Here is a 20,428-nt window from a genome sequence, read left to right as displayed (position 1 = left end):
AATGGAGAGTTGCATGACCTATATAGTCAAAGGACTGGCCCGGGACCGCTTCGCCGACTTGCTCGGCCGGAGCGATGCGGAGCTGGCCGCGTGCGGCGCCCGCCGCGTCGTCGCCGATTCCGACTTCGGCTTTCCCTGCCGGGTGAGCCTGAGGGACGCGGCGGCGGGCGAAGCGCTGATCTTGCTCAATCACGTCAGCCATGACGTCGACGGGCCCTATCGCGCCACGCACGCGATCCTCGTCCGCGAACAGGCCGAAGAGATCGCGCCGCTGGTCGACGGCACCCCGCCGGTCTTCCAGCGGCGTACCATGAGCTTGCGCGCGTTCGATGCGGCGGGCGACCTCGTCGCCTCGCGGGTCGCCGGTCCGGAGGAGCACGATCGGGCGATCCGCGAGCTGCTGGCCGACCCGCAAGTCGACCACATCGACGCACACAACGCCGGGCACGGCTGTTTCTCGGCCCGGATCGAACGCTATATGGAGGCCGCATGACAATCGACACAGAGAAGGCCTGGGCGGCATTCACCCGCCGCGACCGATCGTTCGACGGGCGTTTCGTGATCGGCGTGCTGACGACCGGCATCTATTGCCGCCCGTCGTGCGCGGCGCGCCAGCCGCGGCGCGAGAACGTGCGCTTCTTCGCGGACGGCAACGAGGCGCGGGCAGCGGGGCTGCGCGCCTGCAAGCGCTGCCGTCCGGACGAGGTGGCGCGCGACGAGGCCGCGGTCCTCGCGGCTATCGACGAGATCAAGTCGAGCGAAGGCTTGCCGCGGCTCGAGGAACTGGCGCAGGCGGTCGGCTATTCGCCGACGCACTTCCAGCGCGTGTTCACCCGCGCGACCGGGCTATCTCCTGCCGCCTATGCCCGCGCCCTGCGCGAGGAGCGGGCGCGCGAGGCTCTCGCTAGCGAAGGTTCGGTCACCGAGGCGATCTACGAGGCCGGCTTTGAAGCTGCCTCGCGGTTCTACGATTCGATGGAAGGAAAGCTGGGCATGGCACCGTCGGCATGGGTCAAGGGCGGCACGGGAGTGACGATCCGCTGGGCGTTGGTCGAAAGCTCGCTCGGGCCGATGCTCGTCGCCGCGACCGACAAGGGCGTGTGCCGCCTGTCGTTCGGCCGCGGGCGCGAGGAGCTCGAACGGCTGTTCCCCAACGCTGAGCTGGTCGAAGGCGGCGCGGATTTCGCGAACCTCGTGCAGCGCGTCGTGGCCGCGGTCGACGATCCGGCCAGCGGGCGCGAAATTCCCGTCGATGTGCGCGGAACCGCATTCCAGGAACGGGTGTGGCAGGAACTGCGCAAGATCCCGCCCGGCGAAACCCGCTCCTATGCCGAGATCGCCGCCGCTGCCGGCAATCCCGCCGCCGTGCGCGCGGCCGGATCGGCCAACGGCGCCAATCATGTGCCGGTGTTGATTCCGTGCCATTGCGTTATCCGTTCCGACGGCTCACTCGGCGGCTACGCCTACGGGCTCGACATCAAGCGCGAACTGCTCGCGAGGGAGGCCACGAAGTGAATTCACAACTGCGGAAGCGCTTTGCCGAACTGCACGTGCCCGGCCATCCGGTGCTGCTGTACAACATCTGGGACGTCGGCAGCGCCAAGGCGGTGGCCAAAGGCGGGGCGCTGGCGCTGGCGGCCGGCAGCCATTCGCTGGCCGAGGCCAACGGCTTTCCCGACGGCGAGCGGATTCCGTTCAACCTGTTCCTCGATTGCATTCGTCGGATTGTGCAGGGGGTGGACCTGCCGGTCTCGGCCGACTTCGAAGGCGGCTTCGCGGCCGACGCCGCGCGTGTCGCCGACCACGCGCGCTACCTCGCCGAGACCGGCGCGGTCGGCTGCAACTTCGAGGACCAGGAAGTCGGCGGGCCGGGCCTGCACCCGATCGAGCACCAGGCCCAGCGCGTCGCCGCGGTGGTCGAGAGCGGCTTGTGGGTCAATGCGCGCACCGACCTGTTCCTGCGCAAGCTGATCGCCGGCGAGAATCCCAACGACCGCTCGCTGTTCGACGAGGCATTGGAGCGCGCGAAGGCCTACGCCGAGGCCGGGGCGCACAGCTTCTTCGTGCCGGGCGTGAGCGATCTGTCGCTGATTGCCGACATCTGCGCCGCCTCGCCGCTGCCGGTGAACGTGATCAAACCGGCGGACCACGACATTGCCGCCCTCGCCCGAGCGGGCGTCGCGCGGATCAGCTGGGGCCCGCGCCCGTGGATCTGGGCGATGGACCGCCTGACCGAGGAAGCTGCCGCGCTTTATCGATAAGACTGGGGACTTGGTGGAGCGCGCGCTCGACGGCTGTCGGGCGGCGTTCTAGTCTCCGCGGATGGGGACAATCGCTCCGTCGGCCAAGCCGAACCTCGCCCTGCGCATCCTGCGCTTTCCGCTCACGCTGATCGTCCTCGAGGCGATCGTCTTCATCTTGATCGGCGGCTCCCTCGAAGCGGCAAGCGCCGTGAAGCGGATGGGCTTCACGCCGGTGGGTGCCTTCATCTTTACCGTGGTCGGCGCGGTGGTGCTGATCCTCGTGTGGAAAGCCTCCCGTCGCTGGCTGGAGGGCGAGCGCGACCACGAGTTCACCCTGCCGGGCGCCGGCAAGGAGCTGGGCGCGGGCTTGCTCGCGGGTTTCCTGCTGTTCACGATCATGACCGGACTTGTGGCGCTTCTCGGCGGCATCGAGATCGTCGGCACGCGCCCGTTCGGTCAGACCCAGTTCTGGGCGTGGGCAGCGCTCGGCATCGCCAGCGGCATTTTCGAGGAAACGCTGTTCCGCGGCATCCTGTTGCGCCAGCTCGAGCGGCTCGTCGGCACATGGTGGGCGCTGGCGGCGACTTCGGTGCTGTTCGGCGCGGTGCACATGATGAACCCCGATGCGACCTGGACCGGAGCGATCAGCATCATGATCGAGGCCGGCATCCTGCTCGGCGCGGCTTACCTCTACACCCGCCGGCTGTGGCTCGCGGCGGGAATGCATGCGGCGTGGAACTTCACCCAGGCGTGGGTCTTCAGCGTGCCGGTATCGGGTACCGGCCAGACGGTAGGCATTCTGGTGACGCGGCGGACGGGCCCCGAGTGGCTGACCGGCGGCGATTTCGGCCTCGAAGCCTCGATGGCGGCGGTGTTCGTCGCGACGGCCGGCGGCCTGTGGATGCTCTGGAAGGCGCACCAGAAAGGCACCTTCGTCGCGCCGATCTGGCGGCGCCCTCGCGGCTAACCGGCTGCCGGCTTCGCCACCGCGGAGTTATATGGAGCGATCCGCCAGATTACATTGCCGACATCGTCGGCCACGTAGAGCGCTCCTGTGGGGCCGAAGGCAACTCCCACAGGACGACCTTTCGCCTTGCCGTCGGCGATGAAGCCCGTGGCGAAGTGCTGCAACTTGCCCGCCGGCCGCCCGCCTGCGAATGGTACGAAAGCGACCTCATAGCCGTTGAATACCGTGCGATCCCAGCTGCCGTGCTCGCCGATGAGCGCACCGCCGGCGAAGCCTGCCGGCCAGTCCGCCGGAGCGAAGGCGAGACCCAGCGGCGCCACGTGCGAGCTCAGCGAGTAATCCGGCGCGATCGCCTGCTTGACCTTGTCGGGCCGCGGGGGCTTCACGCGGACGTCGACGTGCGGGCCGTAATAGCTCCAGGGCCAACCGTAGAATGCGCCCTCCTTCACCGAAGTGAGATAGTCCGGGACCAGGTTGTTGCCGAGTTCGTCGCGCTCGTTGACCACCGTCCAGAGCTGCCCTGTCTCGGGATTGAATGTCAGCCCGTTGGGATTTCGAAGGCCGGTGGCGAAGGGTCGCTTAGCCCCGCTCGGCAGCTCGACTTCGAAGATCAGTGCGCGATCCTTTTCGGCTTCCAGACCGTTCTCGACGATGTTGCTGTTCGAGCCGACCCCGGCGTAGAGCTTGCTGCCGTCTGGGCTGACGACGATGTCCTTCGTCCAATGGTGATCGATCGGCGGGCCGGGCAGTTCGGTGACTACCCGGCCGGGGCCCGAGACGGTGGTTTGCCCCGGCGTGTAGTCCCACTCGCGAACGCCGTCTGTCTCGCCGACGTACAGTTTGCCATTGCTGAAGGCGATGCCAAACGGCGAGTTGAGCTTTGGAATCAGCACGCTGCGCTGGTCCGCCTTGCCGTCGCCGTCGGTGTCGCGCAGCAGGACGACGTCGTTGCCGGCCTTAGTCGGGCCGTGCGCCTGGCCGATCACGAAGGCGAAGACCAGGTCCTTCGGCCGCAGGGCCGGTTCTGTGCCCGGGCTGCTGGATTCCACCACCAGCACGTCGCCGTTGGCTAGTGGCAAGACGCGGCGCGGGGTCTTCAGGTCGGTGGCGAAGGGTACGATGGTGAAGCCGGCCGGCACCTTGGGCATCTCGCCGTTCTTCCAGCCGATCGGCTTGGCGATGCCCATCGGCGGAAACAGGTACTGCACCGGATCGGGCAGCGGCACGGCGGTGCCGTATTGCTTGTCGGGCGTGAAGTGCGGTTTCGAGCAGCCGCCGAGCGCCAGGGCCAATCCGCTGGCGACGAGGAGCAGAGCGCGAGTCATGGGCGTTCTCCCACGGTGCGGCCGACGTGGACGTAGGCCATCCGCCAGCCGAGGAACCCGGTGACGGCCATCAGCACCACCGTGATCACCGAAAGGGTGAGCCCGGTCGGTACCACCCCGGTCCAGCCGTCGCGCGAATGGACGAGATTGTTGAACATCGCGACCACCAGCACGATCGCGTTGCCGAGAAGATGGAACCAGCCGATGCGCGGTCTTGCTCGTCCGGCCGCGAGGAAATCGATCAGCCCGAAGATCGCCGCGAGGATGCCCACAATCAGGCCGACCGCCAGCAACCACTCCGAAAAGTTGGCCCACTGGACCTGCGGGCTGTTGCTGTAGGTGATGTCGGTCAGCATCGCGCCGGTGAAGCAGACGATCGGGAAGGGGACGAGCATCGCGTGGAGCGGCACGCCGCCGATCGCCACGCGCGGTAGGAACGCCTCTCGGGCCATGGGGGAGGTCCTTGAATTCGTTGAGCGATATCAGGCGAACGGCCGAAACGCCCGATCGGTCCCGAAATCAGACGAAGCTGTAAGGATCGACGTCGATCGCGACCCGCACGCCCCTGGGAAAGTCCAGCGCGCCGAGCCAGGTGCGGATCACGTTCTGCAGCTCGGCCGAGCGGCGGGCGTTGATCAGCAGCCGGTAGCGGTAGCGCCCGCGCAGCAACGCCATCGGCGCGGGCGCCGGGCCGAGGATCGCCACGTGGGGCAACTCAGGCCGGGTGCCGCCGATGGCGCGCGCAGCGTCGCGCGCTTCGGCCTCGTCTTCGCTCGACACGATGATCGCCGCCCAGCGACCGAAGGGGGGCGCGCCGGCGTGGCGGCGGGCCTCGGTCTCGGCTTCGTAGAACGCGTCGCGGTCGCCGGCGGCGAGCGCGGCGATCACCGTCGCGGTCGGATGGCGCGTCTGGATCAGCACCTCGCCCGGCTTGGCCCCGCGTCCGGCGCGGCCGGCGACTTGGGCGACTTGCTGGTAGGTCCGCTCGGCCGCGCGCAAATCGCCGCCCTCGAGGCCGAGGTCGGCGTCGACCACGCCGACCAGCGTCAGCTCGGGGAAGTGAAACCCCTTGGTGACGAGCTGGGTGCCGATGATCACGTCGATCGCCACTTCCTCGGCCATCGCCACGAACGCCGCCGCCTTCTCGGGCGAGTTGAGCGTGTCGCTGGTGGCGATCGCGACCCGTGCCTCGGGCATCAGCTCGGCGACCTCGTCGGCGATCCGTTCCACCCCGGGGCCGCAGGCGACGAGGCACTCGGGCTCGCCGCATTCGGGGCAATTCGCCGGCGGCGTGGTTTCGTGCCCGCAGTGGTGGCAGGCGAGGCGGCGGCTGAGGCGGTGCTCGACCAGCCAGGCGCTGCAGTTGGGGCACTGGAAGCGGAACCCGCAATTGCGGCACAGCGTCAGCGGGGCGTAGCCGCGGCGGTTGAGGAACAAGAGCGACTGCTCGCCGCGCGCCAGCCGCTCGCGCATCGCCGCGACCAGCCGCGGGGCGAGCCAGCGGCCGCGCTCGGGCTTCTCTACCGTGAGGTCGAGCGTGGCCACGCTCGGCAGCTGGGCGCCGCCGAAGCGGTCGGCGAGGTCGACCTTCGCATAGACCCCGCTCTCGGCCATTTGCAGGCTCTCGAGGGCAGGGGTCGCACTGGCGAGGATCACCGGAATCTTTTCGAACCGCGCGCGCATCACCGCTACGTCGCGGGCGTTGTAGCGCACGCCCTCGTCCTGCTTGAAACTCACCTCGTGCGCCTCGTCCACCACGATCAGGCCGAGCTTCGCGTAAGGCAGGAACAGCGCCGATCGCGCCCCGACGACGACTTGCGCGTCGCCGCTGGCGATGGCCCGCCACGCCCGCCTGCGCTCGGTCGATTTGAGCGAGGAGTGCCACACCACCGGCGCCGCGCCGAAGCGCTCTTCGAAGCGGCGCAGGAAAGCTTCGGTCAGCGCGATCTCGGGCAGCAGCACGAGCACTTGCCGCTTCTTCGCCAGCGCCGCGGCGATCGCTTCGAAGTAGACCTCGGTCTTGCCCGAGCCGGTGACGCCGTCGAGCAGGAAGGGGGCGAAGCTGCCCTTCTTCACCGCCGCGACGAAGGTGTCGGCGGCTTCCTGCTGATCTTCCGACAAGTCGGGCACCGCAAAGTCGGCGCTCGCACGCGGGTAGAGCCGGTCGCAATCGACCTCGACCGGCTCGAGCACGCCTTGGTTGCACAGCCCGCGCAGCACGCCTTCGCTCACCCCGGCGATTCCGGCCAGTTCGCGGATCGTCGCCTGCTCGCCTTCGAGCGCCTCGATCGCTGCCAGCCGTTGCGGGGTCATCCGCTCGGGCAGGCCGCCGGTCAGGCGATACTCGATCATCGTCGCCGGCCCGCGCAGCGCGCCGCCGCTCGCCAGCACCATCCGCGCGACCGAAGCGAGCGAGGCGCAGTAGTAGTCGGCGGTCCATTCGATCAGCCGCCTGAGCTCGGCCTTGAGCGGCGGCACCGGGAGCACGCCGACCAGCGGCCGCAGCTTGGACTCGGGCACGTCGCTCGCCGGCAGCCGGTCGGCTTCCCAGACGATGCCGACGACCTGCCGCGGGCCGAGCGGGGCCACCACGACAGAGCCCGGTTCGACCTCCATCCCCTCCGGCACCCGGTAATCGAGCGGGCCGAGCGCGGCGTTGAAGATCAGGAGGCGGACGCGGTTCATGAAGGTGAGCCTATATGGGAGGGCCCTGGGCGGCGCGGCAAGCGCCCCTCGGCCGCCTGTCCTCCGTTGCTCGCCTGCCCTCCGATCCAGGGTGACACTTACGGACCCTGTCACCCAAATTGTCGCCTACAGGTTTATGTTATAATTCAACTACATAAACGCCGAAAGGCGACAAGGCGACAGGGTGACACTTCTCCCACCGGCTTCGCTCGCTCCTGGCATTCGAGGTTCGGCATTTTCACGCCGGTAGCGACAGGTTCGTGCGAACGCGCGCCAGACGCGGACGAAAATGGCACGGCGAGCACGTGTCCGGAACATAAGCAGAACGCGGTCGTGTAGGAAAGCGAATTCGTCGCGGGCTGGCACCGAACCGCCTGGCCCCATATAGCGCTGCCCATGGCCGACGAATCGCCCCTCGACCGCTTCAAGATCGCGCTGACCGGCGCCGCGCGGGCCATTGCGCACGAACCGGAAGCGGAAGTGAGCTGGTCGGCCGACGCGCCGACGCTGCAAGGCAAGGCGATGCGCTTGCCGATGCCCGGCCGCACGCTGCCGCCCGACGCGGCGCGCGAGGCGCGCGGGTTCGCCGACAGCTTCGCGCTCAAGCTGCGCCACCACAACGAGCGGATGCACTTGCGCGGCATGCCCGCCGAGCCCGGCGCGCGCGCGGCTTATGACGCCATCGAGCGGGCCCGCTACGAGGCGCTCGGCGAGAACAATTACGCCGGGATGCGCGGCAACCTCGCCGCCTCGACAGACTTGCGCACGCGCTCGGACCCGATCGCGCGCGCCGCGAACGAAGGCGAGGTGCCCTTGCAGACCGCGCTCTCGCTGATGCTGCGCGAGGCCCTGACCGGCCAGCCGATCCCCGAAAGCGCCAAGGCCGCGGTCGAGATGGTCCGCCCGGGCATCGAGGCGCGCATCGGCGACGATTTCGAACGGCTGGCCACGCTCCTCGACGACCAGAAGGCGTTCCAGTCTCTCGCCATCGACATGCTGCGCCACCTCGAGCTCGTTGCCAGCGACGAGATCGACGAGACCGGCGACGAGGACGAGACCGGCGACGAGGAAGACGGCGGCGAGGAGAGCGACGGCGAGAACGACCAGGACGCCGGCGACGAGCTGCGCGAGCAGCAGACCAGCGCCGAGCAGGGCGAGGGCGAGGACGAGGAAGGCGAGCAGCAGGTCCCTTCCGAGCAGGACATGAGCGAAGGCGAAGTCGGCGACGAGGGCGAGGAGGCGATGATGCCGGTCCGCCCCAATCGCCCGTGGACCGACTTGCCCGAAACTTTCGACTACAAGGTCTTCACCGAAGAGTTCGACGAGGTCGTCGAGGCGACCGAGCTGTGCGACTTCGAGGAATTGGACCGCCTGCGCGCCTATCTCGACAGCCAGCTCACCGGTTTGCAGGGGATCGTCACCCGCCTGGCCAACCGGCTCCAGCGGCGGCTGATGGCGCAGCAGAACCGCGCGTGGGACTTCGACCAGGAGGAAGGCCTGCTCGACGCCGCGCGGCTCGCCCGGGTTGTGGTCAGCCCCGGCCATTCCCTGAGCTACAAGGTCGAGCGCGACCAGGAGTTCAAGGACACTGTCGTCACCCTGCTGATCGACAACTCCGGCTCGATGCGCGGGCGGCCGATCTCCATCGCCGCGATCAGCGCCGACATTCTCGCCCGCACGCTCGAGCGCTGCGGCGTGAAGGTCGAGATCCTCGGCTTCACCACCCGCGCGTGGAAGGGCGGGCAATCACGCGAGAAATGGCTCACCGAAGGCAAGCCGCCGCAGCCCGGCCGCCTCAACGATCTGCGCCACATCATCTACAAGAAGGCCGACGAGCCGATGCGCCGCGCGCGCAAGAGCCTCGGCCTGATGATGCGCGAGGGGCTGCTCAAGGAAAACATCGACGGCGAGGCGCTGCTGTGGGCTCATACCCGCCTGCTCGCCCGCACCGAGGACCGCCGCATCCTGATGGTCATCTCCGACGGCGCACCGGTCGACGACAGCACGCTCAGCGTCAACAACGCCGGCTATCTGGAGACGCACCTGCGCAAGGTGATCGACTGGATCGAGAAGCAGAGCCCAGTCCAGCTCGTCGCCATCGGCATCGGCCACGACGTGACCCGCTACTACAAGCGCGCGGTGACGATCATGGATGTCGAGCAGCTCGGCGGCACGATCATCGAGCAGCTGGCCGGGTTGTTCGAGGTGGAGTGAGGTGAGTTCCGACCCACGCATTGTGTTTGTGCTTGGCGCTGCCGCAAACAAGGAGCTCGATTCCAATGGCTTCATGCCGGTCGGAAGCGAACTGGCTAACCGAATTCAACAGGGGTTTGCAGCCGAGCTTCAGAATGGTTCTCGGTGGCCAGATGGTCCCATTTCGGATGCTCTGTCTAGGACTCCAGGGCTGCGGGATTCGCACATCCAAGCAATGAGGCAAATCGAGAGCGGAATCACATTCAAGGACTCGATTGACGAATTCCTCGATGAATGGCGTGATGTCCCGGATATGCTCACCGTGGGCAAGCTAGCCATATCTCATCAAATCTTGACTAGCGAGCGAGCGACGCCGTTCTTCTTGAAAGAAGAGAACTCGGGAGCGATCGCGCCCGTCATGACGGCAATCAGAGACTCTTGGCTAGGACTCGTCCTTCGCTACGCCAATCCTGGAGCTCCCCGCCGGCAGGTAAACGATTGCTTGCGCGGTATTTCGTTCATTACGTTCAATTATGATAGGCTGTTGGAGCGGGCGCTCTATTGGTTCATTCGATTTGGTCAAAACCAACCTCAGGACCAAGCCGTCCAGCAGTATCGGTTCATTCCCATTAAACATGCCTACGGAAGCCTCGGAGGCTTGCCCATTCCAAATGATGGTGTCGTTCCTCTCGGCTCCGAAGCCCCGTATGATATTCAGCGGGGCGCTTCGAGCATCCGCACTTTCACCGAGGAGTCGGAATCCGAGCACAGAGCCGCCATTCAAGAGCTTATGCGCGAGGCTGATAAGATCGTGTTTTTGGGCTTCGGCTTTCATCCTCGTAATATCGAGCTGATACTTCCAGAGTATTTTCGAAACAGTGGGGTCAAATTGTATGGGACGAGCATTGGCTTGAGGCAGAGGACGAAGGACTTACTCGATCTTGATCTCAATTCGGCCGGTACTTCCATCGAGCTGCACGACAAATTCTGCGGGCCGTTAATTGACGAGCTGCGCGACGACCTATTTCAATGAGCTGCGATCTGCACGAGAAGGCAGAAAAATGACCGCACCCCTCCGCCTGTTCAACTCGCTCACCCGCGAGCTCGAGACCTTCCACCCGGTCCACCCCGGCGAGGCGCGGGTCTATTCGTGCGGGCCGACGGTCTACAACTACCCGCACATCGGCAACATGCGCGCCTATGTCTTCGCCGACATTCTCGGGCGGACGCTGAGCTGGAAGGGCTACGCGCTGACCCACGTGATCAACATCACCGATGTCGGCCACCTGACCGACGACGCCGACGCGGGCGAGGACAAGCTGGAGAAGGCGGCGGCCGAGCGCGCGCAGTCGATCTGGGACATCGCGAAACACTATACCGAGGCTTACTGGGCCGACATCGACGCGCTCAACATCCGCCAGCCGGCGCGGTGGTCGGTGGCGACCGACTACATCGAGCCGATGCTGGCGTTCGCGAAAGAGATCGCGCCGAAGCACTGCTACGAGCTCGACAGCGGGCTCTACTTCGACGTCTCGACCGTCGCGGACTACGGCCGCCTCGCGCGTGCTTCTACCGACGAGGGCGAAGGCCGCATCGAAGCCGTCGAAGGCAAGCGCCACCCGGCGGACTTCGCCATCTGGCGCAAGACCCCGCCGGGCGAGAAGCGGCAGATGGAATGGGATTCGCCGTGGGGCCGCGGCGCGCCGGGCTGGCACCTCGAATGCTCGGTGATGAGCGGCAAATTGCTCGGCTTCCCGTTCGACATCCACACCGGCGGCATCGACCACCGCGAGATCCACCACCCGAACGAGATTGCCCAGAACCAGGCGTTCACCGAATGCGGCTCGCTCGACGATGCCGCCTGCTCGGGCGCGCGCGTGTGGATGCACAACAACTTCCTCGTCGAGCGCAGCGGCAAGATGAGCAAGAGCGCGGGCGAGTTCCTTCGCCTGCAGCTCCTGGTCGACAAGGGCTACCCCCCGCTCGCCTACCGGATGATGTGCCTGCAGGCGCATTACCGCAGCGAGCTCGAGTTTTCGTGGGACGGGCTGGGCGCGGCGCTGACCCGGCTCAAGCGGCTGGTGATGGCGGTCGAGGCGCTGAGGGCGCAGGTGGCGGAGCCCGTCGCGGAGCCGGAGGGCGGCTGGACCCAGCTGCGCGCGCATGACGAGCTCGACGCGGTGTTCCTGCCGTACCTCGCGCGCTTCGACGCGGCGGTGTCGGACGACCTCAACACCCCCGTCGCCTTGACCGTGCTCGAGGAACTGCTCGCCCTGAAGAAGGCCGACCCGCGCGAAAAGCTCGTCGCGGCGGCGGCGATGGACACGGTGCTCGGGCTGAAGCTGACAACCCTGACACGCTCCGACCTCCGCTTGCGCCCGAAAGCCGCGGCGATCGCCGAAGCCGAAATCGAAGCCGCGCTCGCCCGCCGCAAGGCCGCCCGCGCCGAGAAGGACTTCGCCACCTCCGACGCGATCCGCGACGAGCTCGCCGCGAAGGGCGTCGAGGTCATGGACGGCGACCCGCTCGGCTGGGAGTGGAAGCTGGGGAGCTGAACGGTGGTGCTGACGATCCTTCCCGCTTTGCTGCTTGCCGCGCAGCCCGGCCCGTTCCCACTCGAACAGGCCGCGCTGCTGCAGGCCGTCGAGGGCTTGTTCGAGCCGTATTCCAGCCCCGCCACCGCGCGAACGCCGGCGGTGTGGCAGCGGCCGATCTGGTCGCGCGAGACGGCCCAGTTGATCGCGGCTTGGCGGCGCGTCACGCCGAGCGACGAGGTCGACGACCTCAGCGACGGCGACTGGCTGTGCCAGTGCCAGGATTGGGACGAGCACGCCTTCAAGCTGACGGTCCGCCCTCCGCGATTTGGCGCACCGGGCCACGCCGCGGTCGACGTGCGGTTCCAGCTGTCGCCCGGCGAATGGCGTTCGGCGCGGTTGCTGTTCAATCTCGAAGGTGGCGCGTGGAAGCTGGACGACATGCTCGCGCCCGATTTCGCCTCGGGGCTCAAGGCTACGATCCGGCGCACGACCGCGGACGATCGGCAACGGTGACTCTCGCCGTGCTCCCCGGCCGGATGCGCGCGCTGGTCGAGCCGCTGCTGCCGGATTGGCTCGCGCCACGCTGGTGGAACTCGCCCGAGGAGCTGGTCGCGCTCGCGCCGCAAGCCGAGATCGGCTGGTTCGACCTGCACGACAAGCCGCCGGTGCTGGCGGCCGTCGCCGGGGCGACGGAGCTGCGCTGGCTCAACACCGCTTACGCCGGGGTCAACTGGCTGCCGCTGGCCGACCTCGAGCGGCGCGGGGTGGCGCTCACTTGCGGCCGGGGCCTGACCGCCACCGCGGTCGCCGAGTTCGCGGTGATGACCATGCTCGCCGTGGCCAAAGGCTATCCCGCCGTCGTCCGCGCGCAGGATCGCGGCGAATGGCTCGAGCACGCCCCCGGCACGCGCGAACTGGCCGGCAGCAGGGCGCTGATCCTCGGCCAGGGCGCGATCGGGCGGGCGATCGACCGGATGCTGCAAGGCTTCGAAGTCGAGACCGCCGCCGTGCGCCGCGGGGACGGCGTGGGCTGGAAGGCGCGGCTGGCCGAGTTCGACTGGATCGTCCTCGCGCTCCCCGGCACGTCCGAGACGCGCGGGCTGATCGGCGCCACGGAGCTGGCGGCGATGAAACGCGAGGCGGTGCTGGTCAACTTCGCCCGCGCCGACATCGTCGACCAGGCCGCGCTGGCCGACGCCTTGCGCGAGAAGCGCATCGCCGCCGCGGTGCTCGACGTGACCGATCCCGAGCCCCTGCCGCCGGGCCATCCGCTATGGTCGCTCGACAATGCCCACATCACGATGCACCTCTCGGGCATACCCACCCCCGCCAGCCTCCAACGCGCCGCCGAGCGGTTTGCGCGCAATTGCGAGCGGTTCCGCAAGGGCGAGCCGCTCGAAGCCCGGGTCGACCTGGCACTCGGCTACTGAGGCGCGCCCCGCAGGCGAAAAAACCGGGTGACACTTTACGGACTCTGTCACCCAGGTGTCGCCCTGGAAACCACGCATTTCCGCGGCTTTGCGCCCGGGCGACAGGGTGACACCTTTCCAACTCGAAACACCCGCGGGCGATCAATCCTCGTCCAGCAGCAGCAGCTCGATCCGCACTTCCATGCGCGGGGCCGGGCCGATGCGGTGATCGACCGCGGTCACCGCCGCGTCGGCCACCAATTGCCGCGGGATCGTGAACTCGTGCTCGGGCAGGTAGGCGATGAAGTTCTCCGCCGCCTCCACCGCGTCCTCGCCGGCGAAGGCGATGTCGAGGCGGTGGCGCGTGCCGGCGAAGGTCACGCTCGCCCAGCTCTTCTCCGAGTGCGAGAGAAACTCGGCGTGACCGCGGGCGAGCGCCTGGAGTTCCTCGCGCAGGCGTTCGGTGGCGCCGCGGCGGGGCCCGCGCGGCAGTGGCAGCAAGTCAATTTGCATGGAGGTCCTCCCGATATTTGTTCATGAAATGTTCCACCTGTCGTTCCAGTCGCGACCCGGGCGTGCGGCCCTTGCGCAAGTCGTCGACCAGACGCGGGTCGGCGGCGGCCAGACGGCCGAACTTGGTCTGCGGCATTTTGGTCTGGCGCATGAACGCCTCGATCTTGCGGATGAGCATGGGTGCGACCTCCTGACTGGTTCCCGACTCGATGTTGGAAACCTCGCAAGCGATTTCCTACTTGTCTAGGAAAAATCTTTCGTTTACGACGTTTTGTAGGAAACGCAGGAGATGACGATGGACCCGCGCGAACGGCTGACCGAACTGGCCGGGCAGGCCCGCACCAGCTTGTCCGCGCTCTCGCGGATGATCGGACGTAATTCCAGCTACTTGCAGCAGTACATCAGCAAGGGCAGCCCGCGGAAGCTGGAGGAGGACGACCGCCGCCGGCTGGCCGAATTCTTCGGCGTGGCCGAAGCCGAGCTCGGTGCACCGGAGGAAAAATCCTTGAAGGATCGCGGCGACTGGGTCGAGGTGCCGCGCATCTCGCTCGAAGCCTCCGCGGGGCCCGGCGCCACGGCGGCCGAGGAGATTCCCTTCGACGCGTTCCGCTTCTCGCGCCGCTGGCTGCGCGAGAACGGGCTCGAGCCGGCACAGCTTTCGGCGATCCGGGTGATGGGCGATTCGATGGACCCGCTGCTGCGCGACGGCGACGAGATCCTCGTCGACCGCACGCCGCGCGCCTTCCGTGAAGGCGTCCACGTGATCCGCCTCGGCGAAGCGCTCCACGTCAAGCTGCTCCAGGCAGTCCCCCCGGGCCGCCTGCGCCTGATCAGCAAGAACGCGGCCTATGAGCCGGTCGAAGTGCCGATGAGCGACGTCGACGTGGTCGGGCGCGTGGTGTGGAAGGGGGGGCGGATTTAGGGGAAGGTCTGCAATGGGTGGAAAGCGGACCCTTCGCCCGGTGGTTCAACCGCGTAGAGCGCCGAAAAGATATAGCGCTGCGCTGCTAACACCGGCGAGCGCAACAATCAGAACCAACCAAAAGTAGGGGTATCGCAAACGCTCCCGAATAGGCAGGTTCCACATGCCATTTGGCCGCTCTAATGCGATTGGGACAAGAACCAAGAGCCCTAAGAGCATCGAAAAGAAGATTGACCACAAAGGGCTAATCGAGACGGGCATGCGACGATGTAGACCCCGTTGGCCATTGTCCGCAATGGGTCGAAAGCGGACGTTCAGCGCACGCAGCCTCGGGGCTTACGCGTCGGCCACCCTCTTCGCGTCATCGATGGGCGCGGGCGATGCGACTACGGGCGCCTCGGTCGTGGTGGTGACGATGCTGCTTACGTCATCGTCTTCCCCGGCTACGATGATGGTCTCGTGACCGTCGGCATCCTGCACGCGCAGGATGCGGCGGTTCTGCACGCCCCGCCATCCGACGGCGACGATGACCAGGAAGATGCCCACCCCCAGGATGATCGCCACGAGATTTGCTGCCGACTCAGTCATTTGGACTCGTCCCGAATTGTTTTCATGGCAGCGTCGTAGGGCCGGAAGAGTTAAGATGCCCGTGCGCGGACGAGTCTGGACCGCGCGAGCTTCGCAAGGGAAGCGGCCCCCGGGGTCGAGCCCGGGTGACGGAAGTTGGGTGCGAGCGGCGGGTCGGTGTTAGGCTCGCAGCCGGAGAATTGATTCGGGGGAGGGACTCATGAGCTATCGCGCATTGGCCATGGCGCTTCTGCTGACCGTGCCGGGCGTCGTTCAGGCAAGGGACGCCAAACCCTCGCTCGAGCAGCGCGTGCAGCGGATGGAGGACGAATCCGCGATCCGCAAAGTGCTCATCGAGTACGGCGCGTTCCTCGATGCCAAGGATTACCATTCCTACGCCGGGCTCTTCGCCAGCCAGGGTGTGTGGCAGGGCGGGTTCGGCACCTTTACCGGCCCGGCGGCGATCGAAAAGATGCTGGTCGACAACCTCGGCGCGCCCGAGCCGGGGTTCGTCAACAAGGCCAACTTCCACCTGCTGAGCAACCCGATCATCGAGATCGACGGCGACCGCGCGCACGTGACCTCGAAATACCTGTTCTGGACCAAGTCGGCCGACAACAAGCCGACGCCATTGCTCGCCGGGCGCTACGTCGACGATTTCGTGCGCGAGAACGGGCAGTGGAAGATTGCGAAGCGGGCGACCTGGGGCGCGATCCCGTTCCGCGATCCGAACGAGCCGCCGGCGGCCGGCGGCGGCCCAGCGGCGGCTTCGCCCGCGCTGTCGACCGACCAGCGCCTGCAGCGCGCCGAGGATCACATCGCCATCGAGCGGGTGATCGTCGACTACGCCGAGAAGCTCGATGCGCGCGACTTCGACGGCTACGCCGCACTGTTCGCGCATGACGGCACCTGGCAGACCGGCCAGACCGTCCGCCGCGGCCCGGGCGAGATCAAGGCGATGCTGGTGGGCCTGTTCGGCGCCACGCCGCCCGGATACGTCAACGGCGCCGATTATCACCTGGTCTCGAACGTCGAGGTCGACGTTGACGGGGATCACGCGCACGCCCGCTCGCGCCACCTGATGATGACCCGCGACAAGCAGGGCCACCCGACGCCGACGCTCGCCGGCTGGTATGAGGACGAGTTCGTGCGCGAGAACGGCGAGTGGAAGATCTTCCACCGCATCGACCACCCTCTAATGCCGACGGCCGAGGAGTGGGTGAAGGAAATGGCGGCGCGGCGGCCGCGTTGAGAATGGACGATCCGCTGGCAGATTTTGCGAGCCTGCTCCAGCAAGAGCTTATTCCCGATTGGTGTGCCGATCCGCTTCGCGAGATGAACTCGTGCGGGTTCAAATGGGGGTCGGTTCGATTGGCAGCGTCTGACGCTCTCGACTTTCTCAGGGCTTGGAATTCGGGCTTGGTCCGGCGCGAAAGACCCGGGTGTTATCGCGCGCACCGAGGGGCTGCCCTTGAGCAGTTCTTCTGGGACGGTCCGAAGGTTCCTGTTCCTCGCTCTTATACGCTCTGGCTGGAGCCGCTGATATCATTCGCAGCATTGGCGCGGCTTCATCTCGACTTCGGCTGGCCTGCCGACTTGATCGGTACACAATCCGACGATTGGGCCTTTGACGTCGTCTGCTTTCGTCCCGGGAGTGAGATTGAACACGTTGCAGGTGAGGTGAAGAAATCTGCCTCCGAGATCGATGCGCTCATCAATCTGATGGTGCATTTCGGCCAAGATCCGGATGCGCCACCACCTCCATCTGGACGCGAACGCAACGCGTACAAGAAGGTCATGGCCCTGCGGGAACGGCGCGCTCCGGTCTTTTGGGCACTAGGGCCTGCGGGCTACGGGAACGTGTTTCGAGTAGGCTATGAGAATGAACGAGTGTCTTTCACGTCAACCGATGATCGTGCTTTGCAATTTTCTCCGCCTCCAGACTGAGTTCCTTGCAATGCCATTGGCATAGGGTCACGAGGCCCAAATGACCCAGGAATCCCCCTTGCGCGCCGCGATCATCCCGGTGACGCCGTTCGTGCAGAACTGCTCGCTGGTGTGGTGCTCGAAGACGTTGCGGGGCGCGCTGGTCGATCCCGGGGGCGATCTCGACAAGCTCAAGGACGCGGTCGCACGAGCCGGGGTCACTCTGGAGAAGATCATTCTCACTCACGGCCATGCCGACCATTGCGGGCAGGCGGGCATGCTCGCCGCCGAGCTCGGCCTGCCCATCGAGGGCCCGCACGAGGCCGACCGCTTCTGGATCAGCCGCCTCGACGAGGACGGCCCGCGCTTCGGCATGACGACCCAGGTGTTCGAGCCGACGCGCTGGCTGGAGGACGGCGACACCGTCATCGTCGGCGAGCAGACGCTCGAGGTGATCCACTGCCCCGGCCACACGCCCGGCCACGTGGTGTTCTTCCACCGCCCGACCAAGTTCGCCTTCGTCGGCGACGTGCTGTTCGAAGGCTCGATCGGCCGCACCGACTTCCCGATGGGCAATCACCAGGACCTGCTCGATTCGATCACGCTCAAGCTCTGGCCGCTCGGCAACGAGGTCACCTTCGTCCCCGGCCACGGCCGCCCGAGCACCTTCGGCCGCGAGCGCGAAAGCAATCCGTTCGTCGGCGATGCGGTGATGGCGGCGGGCGCTTGAGCCCGTGCTTGCACCGAGACGAAAAATCGCTATAGCGCGCGCCTTCACCGCACGGCTGGCCGCCGCCGCGCTTGCGCGGACACAGGCCTTGGCCTAGGGCGGCCGCAACAAATTTCGGTTTCAGAGACTTAAGGAACAGGTGCCGCAATGGCTGTCCCAAAAAGAAAAGTATCGCCGCATCGCCGGGGCAACCGCCGTTCGCACGACGCGCTGAAGGTCGAAGCCTTCCACGAGTGCGGCAACTGCGGCGAGCTCAAGCGGCCGCACAACCTGTGCGGCCACTGCGGGCACTACAACGGTCGCGAGATCGTTTCGGTCGGGCTCTAAGCCCGTCATTCAGCTGAGGAGGGGCGCATGAGCCTGCCGCGGATCGCTGTCGATGCGATGGGCGGCGACGAAGGCGTGCGCACGATGATCTCGGGCGCCGCGCTGGCGCGCCGGCGGCACGATCGCTTCCACTTCCTGCTGGTCGGCGACCAGGCGCGGATCGAGCGCGCGCTCGAAGCCCACCCCAACATGCGCCAGGCCTCCGAAATCCTCCATTGCGAGGATGTCGTCGGCGGCGACGAGAAACCGACCCAGGCGCTGCGCCGGGCCAAGACCACCTCGATGGGCCTGGCGATCCAGGCGGTGAAGGACGGGCGCGCCGGCGCCGCGGTCAGCGCCGGCAACACCGGTGCGCTGATGGCGATGGCCAAGCTGGCGCTGCGCACGATGCCGGGCATCGACCGCCCGGCGCTCGCCGCGCTGATGCCGACGCTCGAAGAGCACGACGTGGTCATGCTCGACCTCGGTGCCAATACCGAATGCGACCCGCGCAACCTCGTCCAGTGGGCGATCATGGGCGCGGCCTATTCGCGGATCGTCACCGGCCGCGAGGCCCCGCGCGTGCGCCTGCTCAACATCGGCACCGAGGAGATGAAGGGCACCGAGGAACTGCAGGAGGCGGCCGCCCAGCTGCGCGCGGCGACCGGCCTGTCGCTCGCCTTCGAAGGCTATGTCGAAGCCGACAAGATCAACCGCGGCGATACCGACGTGGTGGTGACCGATGGCTTTTCCGGCAACATCGCGCTCAAGTCGATCGAGGGTACCGCCCGCTTCGTCACCGACTTGCTGCGCAACGCCTTCACCAGCTCGTTCCGTTCGAAAGTCGGCTTCCTGGTTTCGCGTCCGGCGACCGAGCTGCTCAAGCACCACCTCGATCCCAACAACCACAACGGCGCGGTCTTCCTCGGCCTCAACGGCGTGGTGGTGAAGTCGCACGGCAGCGCCACCGCCGCCGGAGTCGCCAACGCCGTCGCGGTGACGGCGCGGCTGCTCGAGGAAAGCCTCACCGAGCGGATCACCGCGGACCTCGCCGAGCTTGGCGAAGCGCGGCTCAAGGAAACCCGCAGCAACAACGCCGCGGCGACCGCCAAGTGATCCGTTCAGTCGTCAAGGGCTCCGGCTCGTCGCTCCCGAAGCGCGTGGTCACCAACGAGGAACTCGCCAAGACCGTCGACACCAGCGACCAGTGGATCCGCGAGCGCACCGGGATCACCCAGCGCTATATCGCCGGCGAGGGCGAGACCACCTCGACCCTCGCGACGGCCGCGGCGCACGCCGCGCTGGCCGACGCGGGGATCGACGCCAAGGCGATCGACCTGATCGTCCTCGCCACCGCGACTCCCGACCGGACGTTTCCCGCCACCGCCACGCTGGTGCAGGATGCGCTCGGCTGCGACGGCGCGGCGGCATTCGACGTCGCCGCCGTGTGCTCGGGCTTCCTTTACGCGCTGGCGACGGCGGATTCGATGATCAAGACCGGCATGGCGAAGTGCGCGCTGGTGATCGGCGCCGAGACCTTCAGCCGCATCCTCGACTGGGAAGACCGGGCGACCTGCGTGCTGTTCGGCGACGGCGCCGGCGCGGTGGTGCTCAGCGCCGAAGACGTGGCCGAGGACGGCCCCGGCGTGCTCGCCAGCCGCCTCCACGCCGCCGGCGAGCATGGCGACCTGCTCTACGTCGACGGCGGCCCCTCGACCACCGGCACCGTCGGCAAGGTGCGGATGATGGGCCGCGAGGTGTTCCGCCACGCGGTCGTCAACCTCGCCGAAGTGCTCGAGGAAGTGCTCACCGCGACCGGCTACACCGCCGCCGACATCGACTGGGTCGTGCCGCACCAGGCCAATCGGCGGATTCTCGACGCCACCGCCAGGAAGTTGGGCCTTCCCATCGACAAGGTCATCGTCACTGTCGACCGTCACGCGAACACCTCGGCGGCCTCGGTCCCGCTGGCGTTCGACGAGGCACGCCGCGACGGTCGGCTCAAACAGGGCGACCTCGTCATGCTCGAAGCCATGGGCGGCGGGTTCACCTGGGGCGCCAGCCTCATAAGGCTGTGAAAAACGCCGGAATCTGACCAAAGCCCG

The 20,428-nt window shown here is 67.1% G+C and carries 22 protein-coding genes; 16 read left to right on the top strand and 6 right to left on the bottom strand.

The genetic code is table 11. From position 1 onward, the window contains the following. Positions 1–13 precede the first annotated feature (13 nt). The 4 genes from G7B69_RS03385 to G7B69_RS03370 all read left to right on the top strand — a co-directional run bounded on the left by G7B69_RS03385 (position 14) and on the right by G7B69_RS03370 (position 3,210). The gene (locus tag G7B69_RS03385; protein ID WP_166176064.1) at positions 14–493 is read left to right on the top strand and encodes a DUF1203 domain-containing protein; all 480 of its coding nucleotides are present in this window, start codon (positions 14–16) and stop codon (positions 491–493) included. Then, positions 490–1,515 carry a bifunctional transcriptional activator/DNA repair enzyme AdaA gene (locus G7B69_RS03380; protein ID WP_166176062.1) on the top strand — a complete coding sequence of 342 codons (1,026 nt, stop codon included), beginning with the start codon at positions 490–492 and terminating at the stop codon, positions 1,513–1,515. Before G7B69_RS03385 ends, G7B69_RS03380 begins: the two co-directional genes overlap by 4 nt. Beyond that, the gene (locus G7B69_RS03375) at positions 1,512–2,261 is read left to right on the top strand and encodes an isocitrate lyase/PEP mutase family protein (protein WP_166176060.1); all 750 of its coding nucleotides are present in this window, start codon (positions 1,512–1,514) and stop codon (positions 2,259–2,261) included. Before G7B69_RS03380 ends, G7B69_RS03375 begins: the two co-directional genes overlap by 4 nt. A 61-nt stretch (positions 2,262–2,322) precedes the next feature. After that, positions 2,323–3,210: a CPBP family intramembrane glutamic endopeptidase gene (locus G7B69_RS03370; protein WP_166176058.1), complete on the top strand. Its 888-nt coding sequence runs from the start codon at positions 2,323–2,325 to the stop codon at positions 3,208–3,210. Here G7B69_RS03370 and G7B69_RS03365 read toward each other — a convergent pair. The 3 genes from G7B69_RS03365 to G7B69_RS03355 all read right to left on the bottom strand — a co-directional run bounded on the left by G7B69_RS03365 (position 3,207) and on the right by G7B69_RS03355 (position 7,220). After that, positions 3,207–4,535 carry a PQQ-dependent sugar dehydrogenase gene (locus G7B69_RS03365; protein WP_166176056.1) on the bottom strand — a complete coding sequence of 443 codons (1,329 nt, stop codon included), beginning with the start codon at positions 4,533–4,535 and terminating at the stop codon, positions 3,207–3,209. The genes G7B69_RS03370 and G7B69_RS03365 overlap by 4 nt on opposite strands. Continuing rightward, the gene (locus G7B69_RS03360) at positions 4,532–4,987 is read right to left on the bottom strand and encodes a DUF2231 domain-containing protein (protein ID WP_166176054.1); all 456 of its coding nucleotides are present in this window, start codon (positions 4,985–4,987) and stop codon (positions 4,532–4,534) included. Before G7B69_RS03360 ends, G7B69_RS03365 begins: the two co-directional genes overlap by 4 nt. A gap of 67 nt (positions 4,988–5,054) precedes the next feature. After that, entirely contained in the window at positions 5,055–7,220 is a 2,166-nt protein-coding gene (locus tag G7B69_RS03355; RefSeq protein WP_166176052.1) for a primosomal protein N', read from the bottom strand. 396 nt (positions 7,221–7,616) lie between these two features. On the opposite strand from G7B69_RS03355, the gene cobT reads away from it, so the two are divergent. From cobT to G7B69_RS03330, 5 genes are read left to right on the top strand one after another with little or no spacing between them, the layout of a single operon-like run. Then, entirely contained in the window at positions 7,617–9,434 is a 1,818-nt protein-coding gene (gene cobT / locus G7B69_RS03350) for a cobaltochelatase subunit CobT (protein ID WP_166176050.1), read from the top strand. Between the two features lies 1 nt (position 9,435). Then, a complete protein-coding gene (locus tag G7B69_RS03345) occupies positions 9,436–10,446 on the top strand; it encodes a hypothetical protein (RefSeq protein ID WP_166176048.1) in 1,011 nt (336 codons plus the stop codon). Between the two features lie 28 nt (positions 10,447–10,474). After that, positions 10,475–11,968 (top strand): cysteine--tRNA ligase, encoded by a 1,494-nt coding sequence (gene cysS / locus G7B69_RS03340; protein WP_166176046.1) that lies wholly within the window; start codon positions 10,475–10,477, stop codon positions 11,966–11,968. A gap of 3 nt (positions 11,969–11,971) precedes the next feature. Beyond that, positions 11,972–12,463 (top strand): DUF3828 domain-containing protein, encoded by a 492-nt coding sequence (locus G7B69_RS03335; protein WP_166176044.1) that lies wholly within the window; start codon positions 11,972–11,974, stop codon positions 12,461–12,463. Next, positions 12,460–13,380 (top strand): D-2-hydroxyacid dehydrogenase, encoded by a 921-nt coding sequence (locus G7B69_RS03330; RefSeq protein WP_166176042.1) that lies wholly within the window; start codon positions 12,460–12,462, stop codon positions 13,378–13,380. Before G7B69_RS03335 ends, G7B69_RS03330 begins: the two co-directional genes overlap by 4 nt. A 141-nt stretch (positions 13,381–13,521) precedes the next feature. Here the strand turns inward: G7B69_RS03330 and G7B69_RS03325 are convergent, their stop codons facing one another. Continuing rightward, positions 13,522–13,872 carry a hypothetical protein gene (locus G7B69_RS03325; RefSeq protein ID WP_166176040.1) on the bottom strand — a complete coding sequence of 117 codons (351 nt, stop codon included), beginning with the start codon at positions 13,870–13,872 and terminating at the stop codon, positions 13,522–13,524. Beyond that, positions 13,862–14,050: a hypothetical protein gene (locus tag G7B69_RS03320; RefSeq protein WP_166176038.1), complete on the bottom strand. Its 189-nt coding sequence runs from the start codon at positions 14,048–14,050 to the stop codon at positions 13,862–13,864. Before G7B69_RS03320 ends, G7B69_RS03325 begins: the two co-directional genes overlap by 11 nt. A gap of 111 nt (positions 14,051–14,161) precedes the next feature. Between G7B69_RS03320 and G7B69_RS03315 the strand changes: the two genes are divergently transcribed. Beyond that, complete coding sequence (locus G7B69_RS03315) at positions 14,162–14,794, top strand: S24 family peptidase (RefSeq protein WP_166176036.1); 633 nt, start codon at positions 14,162–14,164, stop codon at positions 14,792–14,794. Between the two features lie 336 nt (positions 14,795–15,130). Here G7B69_RS03315 and G7B69_RS03310 read toward each other — a convergent pair whose 3' ends face one another. Continuing rightward, complete coding sequence (locus G7B69_RS03310; RefSeq protein WP_166176034.1) at positions 15,131–15,382, bottom strand: hypothetical protein; 252 nt, start codon at positions 15,380–15,382, stop codon at positions 15,131–15,133. 199 nt (positions 15,383–15,581) lie between these two features. Here G7B69_RS03310 and G7B69_RS03305 point away from each other — a divergent pair, with 199 nt between their 5' ends. The 6 genes from G7B69_RS03305 to G7B69_RS03280 all read left to right on the top strand — a co-directional run bounded on the left by G7B69_RS03305 (position 15,582) and on the right by G7B69_RS03280 (position 20,401). Continuing rightward, positions 15,582–16,613 carry a nuclear transport factor 2 family protein gene (locus G7B69_RS03305; RefSeq protein WP_166176032.1) on the top strand — a complete coding sequence of 344 codons (1,032 nt, stop codon included), beginning with the start codon at positions 15,582–15,584 and terminating at the stop codon, positions 16,611–16,613. Positions 16,614–16,615: 2 nt separating this feature from the next. Beyond that, positions 16,616–17,308, top strand: a complete 693-nt coding sequence (locus G7B69_RS03300; protein ID WP_166176030.1) for a hypothetical protein — start codon at positions 16,616–16,618, stop codon at positions 17,306–17,308. 40 nt (positions 17,309–17,348) lie between these two features. After that, on the top strand, positions 17,349–18,017 hold the full coding sequence (locus G7B69_RS03295) for an MBL fold metallo-hydrolase (protein ID WP_279323137.1): 669 nt from the start codon (positions 17,349–17,351) through the stop codon (positions 18,015–18,017). Positions 18,018–18,164: 147 nt separating this feature from the next. After that, a complete protein-coding gene (rpmF, locus tag G7B69_RS03290; protein ID WP_166176028.1) occupies positions 18,165–18,344 on the top strand; it encodes a 50S ribosomal protein L32 in 180 nt (59 codons plus the stop codon). 27 nt (positions 18,345–18,371) lie between these two features. Then, positions 18,372–19,439: a phosphate acyltransferase PlsX gene (plsX, locus tag G7B69_RS03285; protein WP_166176026.1), complete on the top strand. Its 1,068-nt coding sequence runs from the start codon at positions 18,372–18,374 to the stop codon at positions 19,437–19,439. After that, positions 19,436–20,401, top strand: a complete 966-nt coding sequence (locus tag G7B69_RS03280) for a beta-ketoacyl-ACP synthase III (RefSeq protein ID WP_166176024.1) — start codon at positions 19,436–19,438, stop codon at positions 20,399–20,401. Before plsX ends, G7B69_RS03280 begins: the two co-directional genes overlap by 4 nt. Positions 20,402–20,428 lie beyond the last annotated feature (27 nt).

This window comes from Croceibacterium segetis, from assembly GCF_011320115.1.
Classification (GTDB): Bacteria; Pseudomonadota; Alphaproteobacteria; order Sphingomonadales; family Sphingomonadaceae; genus Croceibacterium_B; species Croceibacterium_B segetis.
The sequence above is the reverse complement of the archived record's forward strand: the minus strand, read 5'-3'. Positions and strand labels throughout refer to the sequence as shown.

Coding starts and splice junctions, on each gene's coding strand:
- G7B69_RS03385 (WP_166176064.1), top strand. CDS start 14: ATGACCTATATAGTCAAAGGACTGGCCCGGGACCGCTTCGCCGACTTG.
- G7B69_RS03380 (WP_166176062.1), top strand. CDS start 490: ATGACAATCGACACAGAGAAGGCCTGGGCGGCATTCACCCGCCGCGAC.
- G7B69_RS03370 (WP_166176058.1), top strand. CDS start 2,323: ATGGGGACAATCGCTCCGTCGGCCAAGCCGAACCTCGCCCTGCGCATC.
- G7B69_RS03365 (WP_166176056.1), bottom strand. CDS start 4,535: ATGACTCGCGCTCTGCTCCTCGTCGCCAGCGGATTGGCCCTGGCGCTC.
- G7B69_RS03360 (WP_166176054.1), bottom strand. CDS start 4,987: ATGGCCCGAGAGGCGTTCCTACCGCGCGTGGCGATCGGCGGCGTGCCG.
- G7B69_RS03355 (WP_166176052.1), bottom strand. CDS start 7,220: ATGAACCGCGTCCGCCTCCTGATCTTCAACGCCGCGCTCGGCCCGCTC.
- cobT (WP_166176050.1), top strand. CDS start 7,617: ATGGCCGACGAATCGCCCCTCGACCGCTTCAAGATCGCGCTGACCGGC.
- cysS (WP_166176046.1), top strand. CDS start 10,475: ATGACCGCACCCCTCCGCCTGTTCAACTCGCTCACCCGCGAGCTCGAG.
- G7B69_RS03325 (WP_166176040.1), bottom strand. CDS start 13,872: ATGCAAATTGACTTGCTGCCACTGCCGCGCGGGCCCCGCCGCGGCGCC.
- G7B69_RS03320 (WP_166176038.1), bottom strand. CDS start 14,050: ATGCTCATCCGCAAGATCGAGGCGTTCATGCGCCAGACCAAAATGCCG.
- G7B69_RS03315 (WP_166176036.1), top strand. CDS start 14,162: ATGACGATGGACCCGCGCGAACGGCTGACCGAACTGGCCGGGCAGGCC.
- G7B69_RS03310 (WP_166176034.1), bottom strand. CDS start 15,382: ATGACTGAGTCGGCAGCAAATCTCGTGGCGATCATCCTGGGGGTGGGC.
- G7B69_RS03305 (WP_166176032.1), top strand. CDS start 15,582: ATGAGCTATCGCGCATTGGCCATGGCGCTTCTGCTGACCGTGCCGGGC.
- G7B69_RS03300 (WP_166176030.1), top strand. CDS start 16,616: ATGGACGATCCGCTGGCAGATTTTGCGAGCCTGCTCCAGCAAGAGCTT.
- G7B69_RS03295 (WP_279323137.1), top strand. CDS start 17,349: ATGACCCAGGAATCCCCCTTGCGCGCCGCGATCATCCCGGTGACGCCG.
- rpmF (WP_166176028.1), top strand. CDS start 18,165: ATGGCTGTCCCAAAAAGAAAAGTATCGCCGCATCGCCGGGGCAACCGC.
- plsX (WP_166176026.1), top strand. CDS start 18,372: ATGAGCCTGCCGCGGATCGCTGTCGATGCGATGGGCGGCGACGAAGGC.